The sequence below is a fragment of the Streptomyces sp. NRRL S-1022 genome, assembly GCF_000720135.1.
In the GTDB taxonomy this organism is placed as follows: domain Bacteria; phylum Actinomycetota; class Actinomycetes; order Streptomycetales; family Streptomycetaceae; genus Streptomyces.
The window spans coordinates 165,686-182,236 of the sequence record NZ_JOIU01000021.1 but is presented as its reverse complement, the minus strand read 5'-3'; the positions used below and the strand labels follow the sequence as shown (position 1 = coordinate 182,236).

The window sequence follows — 16,551 nt, the reverse complement described above, 5'->3', positions numbered from 1 at the left end:
GACCCCCGCGCCACCGCGCCGACGGCGCTCGTGGACTGGTTCAGGCCCGCAGCCACTCCGTGACGATCACCTCCGCGTCGGTTCGCAGTCGCAGGGCGAAGGGGCCGGACGGCGGGGTGGTGCCGGTGAAGCGGCCGAGGGGGTCCGCGATGAGCGGGGCGCGGGTGGTCTGCGGGCCGCCGAGGATCTCGACGCGGGCCGGCTGCGGCGGCAGCACCTGACCGATCAGGCCGTCCTCGGTGACCTCCACGTCGACGGTCACCTCGCCCGCGCGGAACGTCAGCATCCGCGGCGCGCCCGTGACGCCCCTGACCGGCAGCGCGTCCACGAGCGAGTCGAAGGACAGCTCGGCCAGCCGGGCGTCCAGGTCGTGCAGCGCGAACGCGTCCAGGGCCGCCTGCACCAGCTCGGCCGGGACCGGGTCCAGCACGGCGGCCGCCTGGCGCAGCTCCTCCTCCAGCAGCCCGTCCGCGAACTCCTCCGGCCCTCCGGGCCTGCCGTCGTCGCCGTTCACGCCGCACCCCGTGCGTTCATCCGGGTCCGCAGCCGGCGCAGACAGCGCTGGCGCAGCGGACCGATGCTGCCGACCGCGATACCGAGCGCGGCCGAGATCTCCCCGTAGCTGGGCGGCGGCGAGGCCACCAGCACGCGCAGCAGCTGCCGGCAGCGCTCGCCCAGTCCGTCCAGCTCCTGCCACAGCCGGCGGACCCGCTCGGCCCGGTCCGCCGCGTCCTCCGAGTCGATCAGCGTCTCCTCCGGCGTCCGTTCCTCGCTGGCCCGGTCCAGCACCCGCGGATCGTCGGTCAGGGTCAGCCGCGCCAGCCCCTTGAGCACCTTCAGGCACTCGTGCCGGGCCGTACTGGCCAGCCAGGCACCGGCCTTGTCGGGTTCCCGTATGCGGCCCAGGTACTGGGCGAAGCGGAACCACGTGGTCTGGAAGACCTCGTGTCCGTCGGCGTCCGACAGCCGGTGCGCGCGCACCACCGACCACACCAGCGGACTCATCCCTTCCACCAGCGCCTTCCAGGCCGCGGCGTCCCCGTCGACGGCGGACTGGACCAACACGCCGACCTCTGCTCGGTCCACGGCCCCACCCCTTGTGTACGGCCTGTCATCGTACGCCGCGGAGTGGAGCGTTCCGGACCTCATGCGGGCACGGCCCAGGCCGCGCCCGGGACGGGGCGCCAGGTGGGCGGCCGGAGCGCCGGCACCTGCGCCCCGCGCACCTCCGCCCGCTCGGTGGCGGTTGCCAGCAGCGCCGCGCCGGCCGCCCGCGGGTCGCGCTCCCGGTACGCCGACATCCGGGCGGCGACGAGTCCCGCGGCCACCGGGGCGGCGAAGGAGGTCCCGCTCCACTGCGCGAGACCGTCGAACATCACCTGGTCCGGCTTGCCGCCGGTGCTCTCCCGGCCCTCGCTCAGCACACCGGTGTGGCGCGGGTACCGGCAGGTGCACGGGTAGTCGGCGCCGAACCGGCAGGCGTCGAAGGTGGAGTGCTGGTAGACGTACGGCACGGGCGTGGTGAAGCCGGTGAGGGCGCTGGTGAGGCGCTCGCCGGGGACGTGGACGCGCACCCACGGCCCGTGGTTGGTGAAGCAGGCCCCGGACTCGCCGTCCCCGCGCAGGGCACCGACCGACAGCACGCAGTCGGCGTACTCGGGCAGGGCGGCGTAGGCGGCGGGCCAGAACGGGGTGTCGCTGCCGTTGTTGCCGGCGGCGGCCACCAGCAGCGTGCGCCGGTCGCGCAGTTCCCGCATGAACGCGTCCAGACCGATCAGTCCGTCGGTGTCGGCGCTCGGGGTGCCCGCGGAGAGGCTGATGATGTCGGGCCAGCCGTCCCGGTCGACGGCCTCGAAGAGCAGCGCGCCGAACTCGGACTCCAGCACGGCGCCGGCGTCGTTGAGGGTGCCGCGCACGGTGATGTCGGTGTTGGGCGCGACGGCCGCGAGGATCCCGGCGATGAACGTGCCGTGGCCGACGTACTGGTGGAGCACGCCGTCGCCGTCGGTCTCGGTCAGCTGGGCGTCGCCCGTGGTGTGGGCGAGCAGCGGGTAGGAGCGGTGGTCGTGCATCAGACCGGTGTCGACCACGAGGACGCCGACCGCGGTGGCCGGGTCGTAACTCTCCTCGGCCGCGGCGGGGTTTGCGGGCTCGGTGCGCGGGACGGGCACCGGCTCGTCGCCGGGGCAGGCGTTGACCGCGATGTGCACCACGTGGTTGCGGCCGGCCAGCCGGCGGCCCTGGCGGTCCTCGGCCTCCCGCACCGCGCGCAGCGCGTGCGGCACGGTGTCCTCGCCCCCGTCCGGGTCGCCGACCCGGATCCGGGTGACGCCGGTGCGGCCGGCCCGCGGGCCGACACGGCGCACGGGGTCGGGGACGAGCCCCGGGGTCCGGGTGAAGTGGGCGCGCACGGCGTCCTCGACGAACCGGGCCTCCTCGCCGTCCCGGACCAGGACGGCGCCCTTCTCGTACAGCATCCCGGCCGAGTCGTCCGGCCCCATGGTCAGGGGTACGTCCGGCAGCGAGCGCCGGATGTGCTCGAACTGCTCGTGGAAGCGGTGTGGTGCCATGTGGTGTCCTCCCCCTCAAGACGGTGTCCGACAGTGAGAGTCGTGGGGTCACCGTCTGATACAGCAGGCCACTACCATGCGAGACGTGACAGCGGGAAGCGAGTCGGTGCTCGAACTGCTGCCCATGGTGTTCGCCGATCCCGGCGAGGCCCGGGCACGCGCCGAACACGTGCTGCGCGCCGCCCCGTCGCCGCTCCACGCCAGCGTCGCCCACCAGGTCCTCGGCATCTGGCAGCGGGACTTCGGCGACCTACGGATCGCGCTGCGGCACCTGCGGCGGGCCCGGGACCTGGCCGCGCGCGCCGAGTCGGCGGACCGGGAGGCCGATGTGCTGGCGACGCTGGGGGTCGCACTGGTGCACGCGGGGCGCACGCGGCAGGGGCTCGCCTCCTTCGAGCGGGGGGTCGCCCGGGGCAGCGGCCACACCCGGGCCCGGGTGCTGTACCGGCGGGCCTACGTGTGGTGGGTGCTGGGGCGGCACCGGGAGGCCCTGGAGGACGTCCGGCGGGCCCTGCCGGTCCTGCGGCAGGCCGCCGACGACATCTGGACGGCGCGGGCGCTGACCCTGCGGGCCACCGTGCATCTGGCGCTGGGCGCGGTGGACCGGGCCGTCGCGGACTTCACGGCGGCGGAACGGCTGTGGGAGACCACCGGCCAGGAGCACGACAAGGCGGACGCGGTGGAGAGCCGGGGACTGGCCGCGTTCCGGTCCGGGGACATCCCGGCGGCGCTGCGGCTGCTGGACGAGGCCGAGGAGCGCTACGCCAAGCTGGGCACGCCCACGTACAACCTGTCGATCCGGCGCTGCGAGGTGCTGATGGCGGCCGGGCTCGCCCCGGAGGCGCTGGCCGAGGCGGACGCGGCGATCGCGCTGCTGGACCGGATCGGCGGCCAGTCCACCCGCAAGGCCGAGCTGCTGCTCGCCGCCTCGTGGGCCGCCCGGTCGGCGGGGGACGCGCACACCGCGATAGCCCGCGCCGCCGTCGCGGTACGCCTGTTCGCGGCGCAGCGCCGGTCCTGGTGGGAGACGCACGCCCGGCTGGTGCTGCTGGAGGCGCGGGTGGCGGCCGGGCGGCGGTCGGGGCGGATGGTCGGGGACGCGGCGGCGGTCGCCGGGCGGCTGGCCTCCTTCGGTTCGCCCGCGGCCCCGGAGGCGTCGCTGCTGGCGGGCCGGATCGCGCTGGCGCTGGGCTGGACGGCGGACGCGGAACGGCACCTGGCGGTGGCCGCGCGCAGCCGGCACGGCGGGCCGCCCACGGCCCGGATGACGGGCTGGGTGGCGCAGGCGCTGCGGGCGCGGGCGGCCGGTTCCCGGCGCGGGGTGCTGGAGGCGTGCCGGCGCGGTCTGGACGTGCTGGACGACCACCGGATGACGCTGGGCGCCTCGGAGCTGCGTGCCCACGCGACCGCGCAGGGTGCCGAACTCGCGGCACTGGCGCAGGAGGTGACTCTCGCGCAGGGCGGTCCGCGCCGGCTGCTGGGGTGGAGCGAGCGGTGGCGGGCGACCGTGCTGTCCACGCCGCCGGCCCGGCCGCCCGACGATCCGGCGCTGCTGAGCGGGCTGACCGCCTACCGGGAGATCGCCGCCCGCGCGGAGGCCGCCCGGATGGCGGGCCGCCCGGTGCCGGCGCTGGACCGCGAACAGCGGCGCCTGGAACGGGAGATCCGCTCACGCACCCGGCACATGGGCGGGGCGGCGGCCGACGCGGGCGACCGGCTCGACATGGGCCGGCTGCTGGACCGGCTGGGCGACGGACGGCTGGTCGAACTGGCCGTGGTGGACGGCCGGGTGCACGTCCTGCTGTGCGGACAGGGCAGGGTACGGCGGTTCGCGGGTGGTTCGCTGGCGGAGGCGGCGGCCGAGGCCGAGCACGTGCAGGCGGGGCTGCGACGGCTCGCGCACCCGGGGGCCGACGCCCGGCTGCCGCTCGTGGAGGCCGCCGGCCGGCGCCTCCAGGAGCTGCTGCTGGCGGGGGCGGTGCCCCATCTCGGTCCGGGCCCGGTGGTGGTCGTACCGCCGGGCGCGCTGCACCGGGTGCCGTGGGCGCTGCTGCCCGCGCTGCGGGAGCGGGTGCTGAGCGTGTCGCCGTCGGCCGGCAGCTGGCTGCGGGCCCGGGAGACGGCGCCGCCGCCGGACGACGGCCGGCCGGTGCTGGTGCGCGGCCCGGGCCTGGCGACGTGCGGTGCGGAGGTGTCCGAACTGGCGGACCGGTACGGCGCGGCGACGGTCCTGGAGGGCGAGGCCGCGCAGGTGCCGCGGGTGCTGGCGGAACTCGACGGCGCGTGCCTCGCCCACCTCGCGGCGCACGGCACGTTCCGCGCCGACAGCCCGCTGTTCTCCGCCCTCCGGATGGCCGACGGCCCGCTGATCGTCCACGACTTCGAGCGCCTGGCCCGCAGCCCGTACCGGATCATCCTCTCCAGCTGCGACACCGCCCGCCTCGCCTCGGTCGGCGCCGACGAACTCCTGGGCCTGGTCACGGCGTTGCTGCCGCTGGGCACGGCCGGGGTGGTGGCCAGCAGCGCTCCGGTCAACGACGCGGCGGTGGTGCCGCTGATGCTGTCGCTGCACAAGGGCCTCGGCGCGGGTCTCTCGCTGGCCGAGGCCCTGCGCGACGCCCGGGCGGTCCTGCCCGGCGACGCGGTCCACCAGGCGACGGGCTGGGCGTTCGCGGCGTTCGGGGCGGCCTGAGCGAAGGGGGACCGCCCCGGGCATCCCTCAGGCCGTCTCCGTCCGCGGCTCCTCGACCAGCCGGGGCAGCGCGTCCCGTTCCCCCGTCCCCAGCCGGGTGTACGCGCTGTACAGATGGTTGCCCACGGTCCGTACGGACAGCGTCAGCCGCTCGGCGATCTCCCGGTTGCTCAGCCCCGCCGCGGCCAGAGTGACGATCTGCCGCTGCCGCACGGTGAGTTCGCCGAGGACCAGGCCGGCCAGCGCGGGCGTACGCGCTCCCTGGCAGCGCCGGGCCAGGGCGACGGCCCGGGTGCGGGACAGCCGCGCGGCCCGCGGATCCCGGTGCACCCGTACCGCCTGCGCGTGGGCCTCGGCCGCGTACAGCAGGAACCCCCGTTCGGCCAGCGCCTGCGCGGCCAGGTCCAGCGCGGGCCCGTCCCCGCGCGCGAGCGCGTCCGCGTGGCGGGCGAACACGCTCCCGGCCGGCAGCCGCCCGACCGCCCGGCCGGGCTCGCCGAGGCGTACGGCGCCGTAGAGCGCGTGGACCTCGTCCGGATCGGTCACCTCGCCCAACGGCTGCTCGGCGAGGGCGAGTTCCCGCAGGCACCCGCTGTCCGACGCGGTCTGCCGCAGCCCTTCCCGGGCCCAGGCCGCCGCCTCCCGCAGCTCGCCCCGCAGCCGGGCGTACCGGGCGCGGACGGCGGCGTACCCGGCGGGCAGCGGGCCGCCCTCCGCCACCAGCCACTCGCCCACCGGGGCCGGCACCGGCCGGACGTCGAGCCGTTCCATCCGCCGGGCCAGCGCGCTCTGTTCGGCGGCCAGCGCGGGACCGTGCGCGAGGGGCGCGCGGCCGAGCCGCCGGGCCCGCAGCCGGCCGGCCGTGGCACGCAGGACGGGGCCGTGCAGGGGGTGGGCGAGGGTGACGGCGCCGTGTGCACCGACGTCGATCAGGCCGTCCGCCTCCAGGTGTTCGAGGGCGGCCAGGTCCAGCTCGTCCGCGGGCAGCGGCAGGGGTTCGGCGAACGCGAGGCGTTCGAGCGCCTCGCGTTCACCGGGCCCGGACCGCTCCAGGGCGGGGGCGAGCCGCTCGCGGACGGCCGGGGTGACCGGCAGGGCGCCCCGCCAGGCCCGCTCCCCGGTGCCCGCGACGGGGGTCAGCCGGCCGGATCCGGCGAGCGCGGTGACCAGGTCGCGCAGCAGCCGCAGGTCGCCCCGGCAGGCCTGGTGCAGCCGGCGCACGGTGAGCGGTTCCAGGCCGGCGCCGGCGAGCAGCCGGGCGGTGTCCTCGCAGGGCAGCGGGTCGAGGGGCAGCCGGGGCAGCAGCTCCCCGGTCCACAGCCGGGAGACCGCCGCGGGCGGGGGCGGGCCGTCCGCCGCGGCCACGACCAGACGGATGCGGCCCTGCACGGCCAGCTGGTGGACCAGGGCGGCGGAGGTCTCGTCCAGGAGCTGGGCGTCGTCCACGACGAGGAGGCGTACGCCGGACAGCGCGCGGACCGCGCGGTGCAGCGAGACGGTGTCGGGGAGCAGGTGCGCGAACGCCGCGAGGGGCAGGTCCCGGGCCTCGGGTGTGCCGGTCACCCGGGCGTGGTCCGTGCCCCGCACGGCCTCCGTGATCAGCCGGGTCTTGCCGCGGCCCGCCGGCCCGGTCACCACGATGCCGGGCCGGCCGGCGGTCAGCGCACCGCGCACCCCCTCCAGTTCCTCCGCCCGGCCGGTGAACGGCCAGGGCAGTTCCAGGGTCTTGGCGTCCTGTTCGTAGGTCCTCACATCATGCAGAGCGCGCGTACTCAGGCTTGATACAGGGCGACTTGAGTAGACCCCGACTCAGGCGTCCGGGCGGCGCGGGCGGCACTGTGGCCGCATGACCCGACGCCTCTGCTCGCTTCCGCGGCAGCCGGCCCCGGCCTTCGCCCCGGGGCTGACGGCCGAGCGGCTGGGCGCGCTGCTCGCCGGGCGGCGGATGTGGGTCGACGGCACGGTCCTGCACTACTGCTTCCTGGACGACCGCACCGACGCCTCGGTCATCCCGGTTCCCGGGACGGGGGAGCTGCGCCGGGTGCCGTGGGCGGGCGGCGAGGAGCAGCGGGAGGTGGTCCGCTCGTGCTTCGGCGAGTGGCGGGACCTCGGCATCGGCGTCGCCTTCGCCGAGGTCGGCGACCGCTGCGAGGCGGAGCTGCGGATCGGGTTCCAGTCCGGCGCCGGGTCCTGGTCGGCGGTGGGCCGGGGCGCTCTGTCGGTGGGCCGGGGCGAACGCACCATGAACCTCGGCTGGGACGTGACCGCGCCCGGGGAGCGCGGCACGGTCCTGCACCAGATCGGGCACGCGCTGGGCATGGTGCACGAGCACCAGAGTCCGTTCGCCGGGCTGCACTGGGACGACGAGGCCGTGTACGCCGAACTGGCGGGCCCGCCGAACTTCTTCAGCCGGGAGACGGCGTACCGCAACGTGCTGGGCCGGCTGGACGCCTGCGAGGCGGGCGGCTCGGTGTGGGACCCGCAGTCGGTGATGACACTGCCGATCGGGCCGGGGCTGGTGCTGGAGCCGGAGCAGTACCGCGGGGGGCTGCGTCCGCCCGGCACGCCGTCCCCGGCGGACAAGGAGTTCGTGCTGCGCTGGTACCCGCCCACCGGTCCCACCGGGCCGGCCGCGCTGGTGCCGTTCCGGTCCGCGCCGCTCGGTCTCGGGCCGGGCGGGCAGGCCGATTTCACCGTCGAGCCGCCGGAGACCCGCGAGTACACCGTGGGCACCTTCGGCGACGCCGACACCGTACTGGTGGTCTTCGAGGAGCGCGACGGGGAACCGCGCTTCCTCGCGGGCCACGACGACGGCGGCACACCGGAGAACGCCGCCGTCCGCGTCCGGCTCGTCAAGGGCCGCCGCTATGTCGTCCGGGTCCGCCTGTACTCCACGTGGGGGTCGGGGGAGACAGCGGTCATGTGCTGGTGACGGCACACGGACGACGGCGGGCCACGGACCGGCGCCGGGGGAACGGGCATGGACGTCACCCACGGGGGAGGTGACGTCCATGCCCGCACCGGGTGGCCGAAGGGCTCCGCGAAGAACCGCACCCCTCGACGTGCTGAGGGGCGCGGGGCGGAACGGGCGGCCCGGGGCGCCTGCGGGTCGGGGGGTACGGGGAGAAGTCAGGCGGGCCGGCGCGCCGGGGACGTCACGACGCGGCGCGCCGGGCCGTGCCGGTCTCGTCGGGGTGGGCGAGGCCGAGGTGGTCGCGCAGGGTGGTGCCCTCGTAGTCGGCGCGGAAGACGCCCTGCTCCTGGAGGAGCGGGACCACCTTGTCGGCGAACGGGTCGAGTCCGCCGGGGGTGATGTGCGGCACGAGGATGAAGCCGTCGGAGGCGTCGGCCTGCACGAACTCGTTGATGGTCCGGGCGACGGTGGCCGGGGAACCGATGAACGTCTGCCGGTTGCCGGTGTGGATGACCAGGTCGCGGATGGACCACTTGTTGGCCTCGGCGAGCCGGCGCCACTCGCGGGCGATGGCGACCGGGTCCCGGTACATCCGCACCTGGGCGCGGCCCCGGGAGATGTGCTCCTCGGCGACCACCGGGTCGACGTCGGGCAGCGGGCCCTCCGGGTCGTACGCCGACAGGTCACGGTTCCAGACGAACTCCAGGTGCTTGATGGCGGTGGCGCCGCTGACCTGCTGCCGGCGGACCTCCCGGGCGAGTTCGGCGGCCTCCTCGTCGGTGTCGCCGAGGACGAAGGTCGCGGCGGGCAGGATGAGCAGCTGATCCGGGCGACGGCCGTACTTGGCGAGACGGGACTTGACGTCCGTGTAGAACGCCTGGCCCTCCTTCAGCGTGGCGTACCGGCTGAAGATGGCGTCCGCGCCGGAGGCGGCGAACTCGCGGCCCTCCTCCGAGTCGCCGGCCTGGAAGACGACCGGCCGGCCCTGCGGGGAGCGCGGGACGTTGAACCGGCCGTGGATGTCGAAGTGCTGCCCCCGGTGCACGAAGGCGCCGGCCCTGGCGTCCCGCAGGAAGGTGCCGGTGGCCTGGTCGGCGACGATCTCGTCACCGCGCCAGGAGTCGAACAGCTCGTGGGCGGTGGCGAGGAACTCCCTGGCCCGGGAGTAGCGTTCCTGCTGCGGCAGGAAGCCGCCGCGCCGGAAGTTCTCGCCGGTGAAGGCGTCCCAGGAGGTGACCACGTTCCACGCGGACCGGCCGCCGGAGAGGTGGTCGAGGCTGGCGAACTGGCGGGCCACCTCGTACGGCTCGTTGAAGGTGGAGTTGATGGTGCCGGTCAGGCCGAGCCGGTCGGTGACGGCGGCCAGCGCGGCCAGCACGGTGAAGGTGTCGGGGCGGCCGACCACGTCGAGGTCGTATATCTGCCCGCCCTGTTCGCGCAGCCTCAGTCCCTCGGCGAGGAACAGGAAGTCGAACTTGGCGCGTTCGGCGGTCCGCGCGAAGTGCGCGAAGGAGCTGAACTCGATGTGGCTGCCGGCGGCCGGGTCGCTCCACACGGTGGTGTTGTTGACCCCGGGGAAGTGGGCGGCCAGGTGGATCTGCTTCAGCGGCTTGCTCATGGCGTACGGGTCGTCCCTTCCGGCGTTCAGGCTGCTGCGTAGCGGTTGGCGGGGCGGGCGAGGCCGAGGAGGCCGCGCAGGGTGCCGGCCTCGTAGGCGTCCCGGAAGCGGCGGCGGCGCTGCAGCTCGGGCACCAGGTCCCGGGTGATCCGGGGCAGGTCGTGGCCGGCGACCGCGGGCCGCAGCCGGAAGCCAGTCAGTCCGCCCTCCGCCAACTCCTCCAAGGTGTCGGCCAGTTGTGCGGCCGTGCCGGTGAAGATGGGGGCGTCGCTGGTGTACGGCTCCCCCGCGAGCGTGTCGAGACGGTCGCGGCGGGCCTCCGCCTCGGCCCGGCTGTCGTCCAGGAGGACGACGAGGTCGCCGAAGACGTGCACGGTCTCGCCGGCGCGGCCCGCCGCCTCCTGCTCGGCGCGGATCTCGGCGACGATCGCCCGGGCCTCGTCCGCGTCCCGGGGGGTGACGTAGCCGACGTCGGCCTGGCGGGCCACCAGCCGGTACGGGACCGTCTGGTGGGCGAGCGCGGTGACCAGCGGCTGGCCCTGCGGCGGACGGGGTGTGATGGAGGGGCCCTTGACGCTGAAGAAGCGGCCCTCGAAGTCGATGTAGTGCAGCTTGTCCCGGTCGATGAAGCGGCCGGTCGCCGCGTCCCGTATCTCGGCGTCGTCCTCCCAGCTGTCCCAGAGCCGGCGGACCACCTCCGCGTAGTCGGCGGCCTCGTCGAACAGCTCGGCGATCACCTCCCGTGCCCCGGGGGCGTCGAAGCCGTCGATCCGGGGGATGGTGCGCCGGCCGAAGTGCGCGGCCTCGTCAGGGCGGAAGGTGGTCCGCACCCGCAGGCCCGCGCGTCCGCCGCTGACGTAGTCGAGGGTGGCGATCGCCTTGGAGATGTGGAACGGCTCAGTGTGCGTGGCGACCACGGTCGGGACCAGCCCTATGTGCCGGGTGAGCGGGGCGACGCGGGAGGCGACGAGGACCGCGTCGAGCCGGCCGCGGACCTGGTCGGTGCGCTCGTCGGGCGCGAGGAGCCGGGAGGACTGCGGGCCGAGGTCGTCCTCAAGGGTGACGAAGTCGAGCAGGCCGCGTTCGGCCTCGGTGATCAGGCCGGCCCAGTAGCCGGCGGTGAACAGGTCCCGGGGGCGGGCGGCCGGCTCGCGCCAGGACGCGGGGTGCCAGCCGGTGCCGTCCAGGGCGACGGCGAGGTGCAGGGGGGCGGGGGAGGTCGAGGACACGTCGGTGCCTTCCTTGATGTCCGTACGAGAAACACCGGCTCGCGGTGCCGGCGGCGACCGGGGCGGGCGGCGGCGGCCACGGGTGGGCGCGGCGGAGGAGACCCCGGGCGGGAAGCGGGGCCGGGGGGAAAGGTCAGCGGCGACAGAGCGCGGCGGACACGCGCTGGAGGTCTATGTGCGGCCGGGAGTGCAGACGGACGGAGCGGTACGGGTGCGGGGCGCGCGGCGGGCGTGCCCGCGGGGGCACTCGGGTCACGGCCGTCACCTCCCTCCGTCGGCCACGGCGGGCCGGATCGGCGTCCGCCCGGTGGATCTCGTCACAACGTCCAACGCCCGGCCCGCGCCGGTTGTTCCCGGGCTGCGCACCTGCACGATCCGGGAGCGGCGGCGCAGGGTGAACCCGAGGGACTCGTACAGCCGGATCGCGGGTGTGTTGCCGGCGGCGGCGTGCAGGAACGGGGTGTCCCCGCGGTCCCGGATGCCCGCCGCGACCGCGCGTACCAGCCGGGTGGCCAGGCCCCGGCCGCGGTGACCGGGATCGGTGCACACGGCGCTGATCTCGGTCCAGCCGGGCAGCCGCAGCCTCTCCCCCGCCATGGCGACCAGCCTGCCGTGGTGCCGGATGCCGAGGTAGGTGCCCAGCTCGACGGTCCGGCGCAGGAACGGGCCCGGCCGGGTGCGGGCGACCAGGCCGAGGATCTCGGGGACGTCGTCGGGGCCCAGCCGCACCGCCTCCGGGGCCGGTCCGGCCCGCAGCGCGGTGTCGACGAGCTGGACGCCCTCGCCCTCGCCGAGCACCTCCCAGCCGTCGGGGACCCGCTCGACGGGCTTGACCCGTACGGTGGTTCCGGGTCCGACGAGCGTGTGCAGGTCGGCCCAGGCCGCCGGGTCCGCCGGGTCGGCGAGCGCCGCGAAGGCGTACGTCTGCGGCCGGTAGCGGGCCGCCCGGCCGTACCGGTCGGCGAGGTGGGCGTGCGGGCCGTCCAGGGCGGCCCACACCGCGTTGTCGAGGGCGCGGACACCGGGCAGGAGCGGTGCTCCGCCGCCGCGGACGTCGGTCGGATGGGCCACGGAGGCGGAGTCCTCTCTGCGGGTGCCGGGTGGACGGGCGGCCGGGCGGCCGGGTGCCGGGTGGTCAGGAGTTGGTGAGCGGCAGCCCGGGCGGGTTGACCTCCGCCTTCGCCACGGACTCGTTGGAGAGGTTGTACGCGGCCAGCCACTTGCCGTACTGCCCGTGCTCGATGAGGTAGTTGAGGGCCTCGGTGAGCGGCTCGGCGAGCCCGCTGTCCTTCTTGGCGGTGGCGGCGATCAGTCCCTGGAGCGTCGCGCCGGCACCGGAGAAGGTGCCCGCGTTGCGGGTCGGGTCCGGGCTGTTCGCGGTCTGCCGGGCGCGGTAGGCGATCGTGGGGTTGGGCCCGAAATAGGCGTCGACCTTGCCGCTGTTCAGCGCCAGGTTGATGGCGTTCTGGTCCGGGAAGTACTTGACGGTGAGCTTCTTGCCCTCCTTGGCCAGCTTCGTCTTCCACTCCAGGAGGATCTTCTCCTGGTTGGTGCCGGCGCCCACGGTGACCGTCTTGCCGGCGAGGTTCTCGTAGTCGCCGTCGAAGTTCCAGGAGTTCTTCCTCAGCACCTCGAAGGCCAGGTTGTCCTTGCGGTAGGAGGCGAACTCGTACTTCTTCTTGCGCTCCTCGGTGACGGTGACGTTGGAGAAGGCCACGTCGACCTTGCCGCTGTCGATGCCGACGAAGAGGTTCTCCCAGGTGGAGTTCCTGACCTCGGGCTTGAGGCCGAGCACCGCGGCCACCAGACGGCCGAGGTCGGGCTCGGAGCCGGTGAGGGTCTTCTGGTCGCTGCCCACGAAGTTCAGCGGCGCGGACCCCGAGGGCAGGGCTCCGACGCCGATGACGAGCTTGCCGCTCCTGCGGACGGAGGCGGGCAGGTGGGCGCTGATCGACTTCACCTCGGAGACCTTCAGCGCGGTCTCCTTCGCGGCGCCGTTGGACAGCCGGCCCACGGTCACCGTGCCGGCCGTGTCGGTGGTGGTGGCCGCGTCGCTGTCGCCCCCGCAGGCGGCGAGCCCGCCGGCCAGGGAGAGGGCCGCGGTGGCCGCGGTGAGGCCGCGTATCAGTCTGCGTCGGGAGAACTGGCTGGGCATGGCTGTCCTTGTCGTTCGGAAGGGCCGGGAAGACCGGGAGGTCCGTCGGGAGTCGGAAGGTCCGGGACGTGCAGGGGGCTTGGGGAGGTGCGCGGGGCCGGGGAGGTGTGCGCCGCCGGGCGGGCGGTCAGAGCACCTTGCCGAGGAAGTCCCGGGTCCGTTCGTGCCGGGGACGGTCCAGCACCTGGCCGGGCGGCCCCTGTTCGACGATCCGGCCGCCGTCGATGAAGACGACCCGGTCGGCGACCTCGCGGGCGAAGCCGATCTCGTGGGTGACGATGAGGAGGGTGGTGCCGCCGCTCGCCAGGTCCTTGATGACGGCCAGCACCTCGCCGACGAGTTCGGGGTCGAGCGCCGAGGTCGGCTCGTCGAAGAGGATGATCCCGGGCCGCAGGGCGAGGGCGCGGGCGATGGCGACGCGCTGCTGCTGGCCGCCGGACAACTGCCGCGGGTAGGCGGCCGCCTTGTCGGCTAGGCCCACGCGGCCGAGCAGTTCGCGGGCGAGTTCCCGGGCCGCCGCCCTGGCCAGCCTGCCGGTGGCGACGGGAGCGGCGGCGACGTTGTCGAGGACGGTCAGGTGCGGGAACAGGTTGAAGTTCTGGAAGACGAAGCCGATCCGGCCGCGCTGGGCGAGGAGGGCGCGTTCGCTCAGTTCCTTCAGCCGCTCCCCGTGCCGCTTCACCCCGATCAGCTCGCCGCCGACGCTGACATGGCCGATCTCGGGCTTCTCCAGGTGGTTGATCACCCTGAGCAGCGTCGACTTGCCGGAGCCGGACGGCCCGATGATCACCGTGACCTCGCCGGGGCGGACGGTCAGGTCGATGCCGTCGAGGACGCGGTGGGCGCCGTACCACTTGTGGACGCCGCGGATCTCCAGTGCGGCGGGTGCGGGCTTCGCGAGCGTGGGTGCGGTGGTCATACGGCGGCCTCCTTGCGCAGCCGGGCACGCAGCCCGGCCAGGCCGGCCCGGGCTTTCTGCAACGGGGTCGGCGGCAGGGTGCGCGTGGCGCCCCGGGCGTAGTACCGCTCGACGTAGAACTGGGCGCCGGACACGGCGCTGGTCAGGATCAGGTACCAGACGGTGGCGACCATCAGCAGCGGCACGACGTCACCGGGGTAGGTGCTGCCCATGGACTGCACGGTGCCGAACAGGTCGAGCAGGGACACGTAGAACACCAGGGACGTGCTCTTGACGAGGCCGATCAGCTGGTTGACGTAGTTCGGGGTGATGGACCTGAGGGCCTGCGGGAAGACGATCCGGCGGAACTGGTAGCCCTTGGGCAGTCCGAGCGCGGCGGCCGCCTCGTGCTGTCCCTGGTCGACGGAGAGGATACCGCCGCGGACCACCTCGGCCGCGTACGCCGCCTCGTTGAGGCTGAGCCCGATGACGGCGATCGTCATGTCGGTGGCCAGCCGCGACTCGTCGAAGGTGACGAAGGCGGGGCCGAAGGGCACCCCGAGGCTGAGCGTCTTGTACAGGGCGCTGAAGTTGTAGAGGAAGATCAGCACCACGATCAGCGGTACGGAGCGGAACAGCCAGGTGTAGGTCCAGCTGACCGCGCGCAGCACCGCGCTCCCGGAGAGCCGGGCGACGGCCAGCAGGATCCCGCCGAGCAGCCCCAGCACCGCGCTGAGCGCGGTCACTTCGAGGGTGACGAGGAGGCCGTCGAGGACGGTCGGGCGCAGGAACCAGTAGCGGAAGCGGTCCCACTGGTAGAAGGGGTTGGTGACCAGTCCGTGCAGGATCTGCGCGACGAGCACGAGGACGACGGCGGTGACGATCCACCGGCCGGGCCGGCGCAGCGGCTGGACCCGCTGGGCGGTGAGGGTTTCTGACGGGGCGTCGGCTTGTACCGGCGGCTCGGCTGTCGAGACGGCGGCGCCTGGGGGTTCGCTCATGGCGGGCTCCGGCGGAGTCGGACACCCCGGGGCCGCGCACGGGCGGGCGTGTGCCGCGTCGGCACGGGGGCACGAGGCGGCGCACGGACGGGCGCGGAACCGGGGGCTGGGCGGACAACGGCACACCGGGCGGTGGGTGTGCGGCGGGAACGCGGGGGCTGGGAGGAGACGTCAGCCCTGACAGCGGGCAGAGCCCGGTGCGGTACACAGTGCGCTGTTCACGCGGAGCAGATCGACGGCCCGGTCGGCGACGAGGAGACCGGCGTACGACGGTACGCAGCCCTGGGGGCGGCTCGCGGCCGTCCTGGGAGCTGCGTACATGGCGTCACCTGTCACTGTTGCGGCCCCGTGGGGCCTCGCGCTTACCGAATACGTCGTCCGGTCCGGTCGTCACCTGGGGCACCCCACCGCGGTGCGAGGGTTGCCGGTCAGCGAGCCAGGGCTTGGCGCTGACGCTCATGACCGTTCTGAGCCGTAAGTAAGGCAGTTGGCCGTCCGAATGTCAACGGCCGTCCGTCACATGGACATCGGTGCACCGCTCTCACCTGTGAGAAGCGTCCGAGGTATCTGCGGCGTGGGCCGCCCAGTCCAGGATCTGGACAGCGGCTCCGGCGGCCTCCAGGCCCTGGCAGCGGCCGTGGTGGCGGCGGGCGATGCCGTCGAGGTCGAGGTGGCGGCCGAACGCGGGACGCGCGGCCAGGCGGCGGGCGTAGGCCCACAGGGCGCGGTGGCCGGCGATGCGGTGCACGGCGGAGGCGTCGAGGTGGCAGCGGTGGACGGTGTCGAGCTGCACCAGGGTCACCCACAGTTCGACGTCGGCGGCGGTGAGCCGGTCGTCGGCCAGGTACTGCTCCGCGTCCAGCCGCCGCTCCAGCCGGCCCAGGGTGTCGAGCAGCACGTCGAGGGCGGCGGCCCGCTCGGACGGGCCGGCGCCGGCCCGTCCGGCGCGCTGCGCGGCCTCCTCGATGCCCTCGGCGCACATCCGCTCGACGGCCTCGATCACGGACTCCAGCCCGGAGGGGTAGAGGCGGGCCCGGCCGTCCGGCCCGAACCGGTCCAGGTCGCGCAGGATGTCGGGGGTGTGGGTGCTGACGATGCGTCCGGACCAGTCGTCGCTCAGCACGGGCGCGAGCGCCGGTCCCGTGTAGTGGTGGGCGCTGGCCTCGTACAGCGGGCGCAGCGCCGCGTGGCCGCCGCCGGGACAGTCCGGGACGGGGGGCAGGAGGGTGACCGGACAGCTCGCGCCGAGGCCGAGCAGGCTGTGGCCGACGGCGAGGCGCAGCCCGTCGGGGCAGGCGGTGGACAGATGGAGCCGGTAGCGGTGCGGCACGGCGTAGTGGCCGCTGCGCGCGTCCCGGCCGATCCGTCCGCGGAAGGCGGGGGCGGTGCGAGGGGCGGGCGGAACGGCGGCGAGCGGAGCGATGGACATGGGTCTCCCCGGGTGGTGGGCGTGCGGAGGGGCGCGCCGGCGCGG

General features: G+C 75.0%; 14 protein-coding genes and 1 riboswitch. Of the genes, 2 read left to right on the top strand and 12 right to left on the bottom strand.

Annotation, left to right across the window (positions count from 1 at the left end; genetic code table 11):
- Positions 1–40: 40 nt before the first annotated feature.
- The 3 genes from IG05_RS0128850 to IG05_RS0128840 are packed head-to-tail and all read right to left on the bottom strand — an operon-like array spanning position 41 to position 2,570.
- The gene (locus IG05_RS0128850; RefSeq protein WP_030346955.1) at positions 41–514 is read right to left on the bottom strand and encodes a hypothetical protein; all 474 of its coding nucleotides are present in this window, start codon (positions 512–514) and stop codon (positions 41–43) included.
- On the bottom strand, positions 511–1,149 hold the full coding sequence (locus IG05_RS0128845) for an RNA polymerase sigma factor (RefSeq protein ID WP_199808399.1): 639 nt from the start codon (positions 1,147–1,149) through the stop codon (positions 511–513). The genes IG05_RS0128850 and IG05_RS0128845 overlap by 4 nt, the downstream gene beginning before the upstream one ends.
- Entirely contained in the window at positions 1,146–2,570 is a 1,425-nt protein-coding gene (locus IG05_RS0128840; protein WP_030346953.1) for a S8/S53 family peptidase, read from the bottom strand. Before IG05_RS0128840 ends, IG05_RS0128845 begins: the two co-directional genes overlap by 4 nt.
- An 85-nt stretch (positions 2,571–2,655) precedes the next feature.
- On the opposite strand from IG05_RS0128840, the gene IG05_RS0128835 reads away from it, so the two are divergent.
- The gene (locus IG05_RS0128835) at positions 2,656–5,262 is read left to right on the top strand and encodes a CHAT domain-containing protein (protein WP_030346952.1); all 2,607 of its coding nucleotides are present in this window, start codon (positions 2,656–2,658) and stop codon (positions 5,260–5,262) included.
- 27 nt (positions 5,263–5,289) lie between these two features.
- On the opposite strand, the gene IG05_RS0128830 is transcribed toward IG05_RS0128835, so the two are convergent.
- Positions 5,290–7,014, bottom strand: a complete 1,725-nt coding sequence (locus tag IG05_RS0128830; protein WP_030346951.1) for a helix-turn-helix transcriptional regulator — start codon at positions 7,012–7,014, stop codon at positions 5,290–5,292.
- A 94-nt stretch (positions 7,015–7,108) separates the two neighbouring features.
- Here IG05_RS0128830 and IG05_RS0128825 point away from each other — a divergent pair, with 94 nt between their 5' ends.
- The gene (locus IG05_RS0128825) at positions 7,109–8,194 is read left to right on the top strand and encodes a M12 family metallopeptidase (RefSeq protein ID WP_030346950.1); all 1,086 of its coding nucleotides are present in this window, start codon (positions 7,109–7,111) and stop codon (positions 8,192–8,194) included.
- A gap of 223 nt (positions 8,195–8,417) precedes the next feature.
- On the opposite strand, the gene IG05_RS0128820 is transcribed toward IG05_RS0128825, so the two are convergent.
- The 8 genes from IG05_RS0128820 to IG05_RS0128790 all read right to left on the bottom strand — a co-directional run bounded on the left by IG05_RS0128820 (position 8,418) and on the right by IG05_RS0128790 (position 16,506).
- A complete protein-coding gene (locus IG05_RS0128820; protein ID WP_030346949.1) occupies positions 8,418–9,794 on the bottom strand; it encodes an NtaA/DmoA family FMN-dependent monooxygenase in 1,377 nt (458 codons plus the stop codon).
- Between the two features lie 26 nt (positions 9,795–9,820).
- Positions 9,821–11,023, bottom strand: a complete 1,203-nt coding sequence (locus IG05_RS0128815) for an LLM class flavin-dependent oxidoreductase (RefSeq protein WP_030346948.1) — start codon at positions 11,021–11,023, stop codon at positions 9,821–9,823.
- A 133-nt stretch (positions 11,024–11,156) separates the two neighbouring features.
- Complete coding sequence (locus IG05_RS50675; protein WP_420707634.1) at positions 11,157–11,270, bottom strand: putative leader peptide; 114 nt, start codon at positions 11,268–11,270, stop codon at positions 11,157–11,159.
- Positions 11,271–11,284: 14 nt separating this feature from the next.
- A complete protein-coding gene (locus tag IG05_RS0128810; protein ID WP_030346947.1) occupies positions 11,285–12,094 on the bottom strand; it encodes a GNAT family N-acetyltransferase in 810 nt (269 codons plus the stop codon).
- 64 nt (positions 12,095–12,158) lie between these two features.
- Positions 12,159–13,178: an ABC transporter substrate-binding protein gene (locus IG05_RS0128805; protein WP_030346946.1), complete on the bottom strand. Its 1,020-nt coding sequence runs from the start codon at positions 13,176–13,178 to the stop codon at positions 12,159–12,161.
- A gap of 127 nt (positions 13,179–13,305) precedes the next feature.
- Positions 13,306–14,097: an amino acid ABC transporter ATP-binding protein gene (locus tag IG05_RS0128800; RefSeq protein WP_030346945.1), complete on the bottom strand. Its 792-nt coding sequence runs from the start codon at positions 14,095–14,097 to the stop codon at positions 13,306–13,308.
- The gene (locus IG05_RS0128795; protein ID WP_030346944.1) at positions 14,094–15,077 is read right to left on the bottom strand and encodes an amino acid ABC transporter permease; all 984 of its coding nucleotides are present in this window, start codon (positions 15,075–15,077) and stop codon (positions 14,094–14,096) included. The genes IG05_RS0128800 and IG05_RS0128795 overlap by 4 nt, the downstream gene beginning before the upstream one ends.
- 353 nt (positions 15,078–15,430) lie before the next feature.
- A riboswitch (SAM riboswitch) is annotated at positions 15,431–15,541 on the bottom strand.
- 77 nt (positions 15,542–15,618) lie between these two features.
- Positions 15,619–16,506, bottom strand: coding sequence for a glutathione S-transferase C-terminal domain-containing protein (locus tag IG05_RS0128790; protein ID WP_030346943.1), 888 nt, complete (start codon positions 16,504–16,506; stop codon positions 15,619–15,621).
- Positions 16,507–16,551 lie beyond the last annotated feature (45 nt).

Coding starts and splice junctions, on each gene's coding strand:
- IG05_RS0128845 (WP_199808399.1), bottom strand. CDS start 1,149: ATGAGGTCCGGAACGCTCCACTCCGCGGCGTACGATGACAGGCCGTAC.
- IG05_RS0128840 (WP_030346953.1), bottom strand. CDS start 2,570: ATGGCACCACACCGCTTCCACGAGCAGTTCGAGCACATCCGGCGCTCG.
- IG05_RS0128825 (WP_030346950.1), top strand. CDS start 7,109: ATGACCCGACGCCTCTGCTCGCTTCCGCGGCAGCCGGCCCCGGCCTTC.
- IG05_RS0128820 (WP_030346949.1), bottom strand. CDS start 9,794: ATGAGCAAGCCGCTGAAGCAGATCCACCTGGCCGCCCACTTCCCCGGG.
- IG05_RS0128805 (WP_030346946.1), bottom strand. CDS start 13,178: ATGCCCAGCCAGTTCTCCCGACGCAGACTGATACGCGGCCTCACCGCG.
- IG05_RS0128800 (WP_030346945.1), bottom strand. CDS start 14,097: ATGACCACCGCACCCACGCTCGCGAAGCCCGCACCCGCCGCACTGGAG.
- IG05_RS0128795 (WP_030346944.1), bottom strand. CDS start 15,077: ATGAGCGAACCCCCAGGCGCCGCCGTCTCGACAGCCGAGCCGCCGGTA.
- IG05_RS0128790 (WP_030346943.1), bottom strand. CDS start 16,506: ATGTCCATCGCTCCGCTCGCCGCCGTTCCGCCCGCCCCTCGCACCGCC.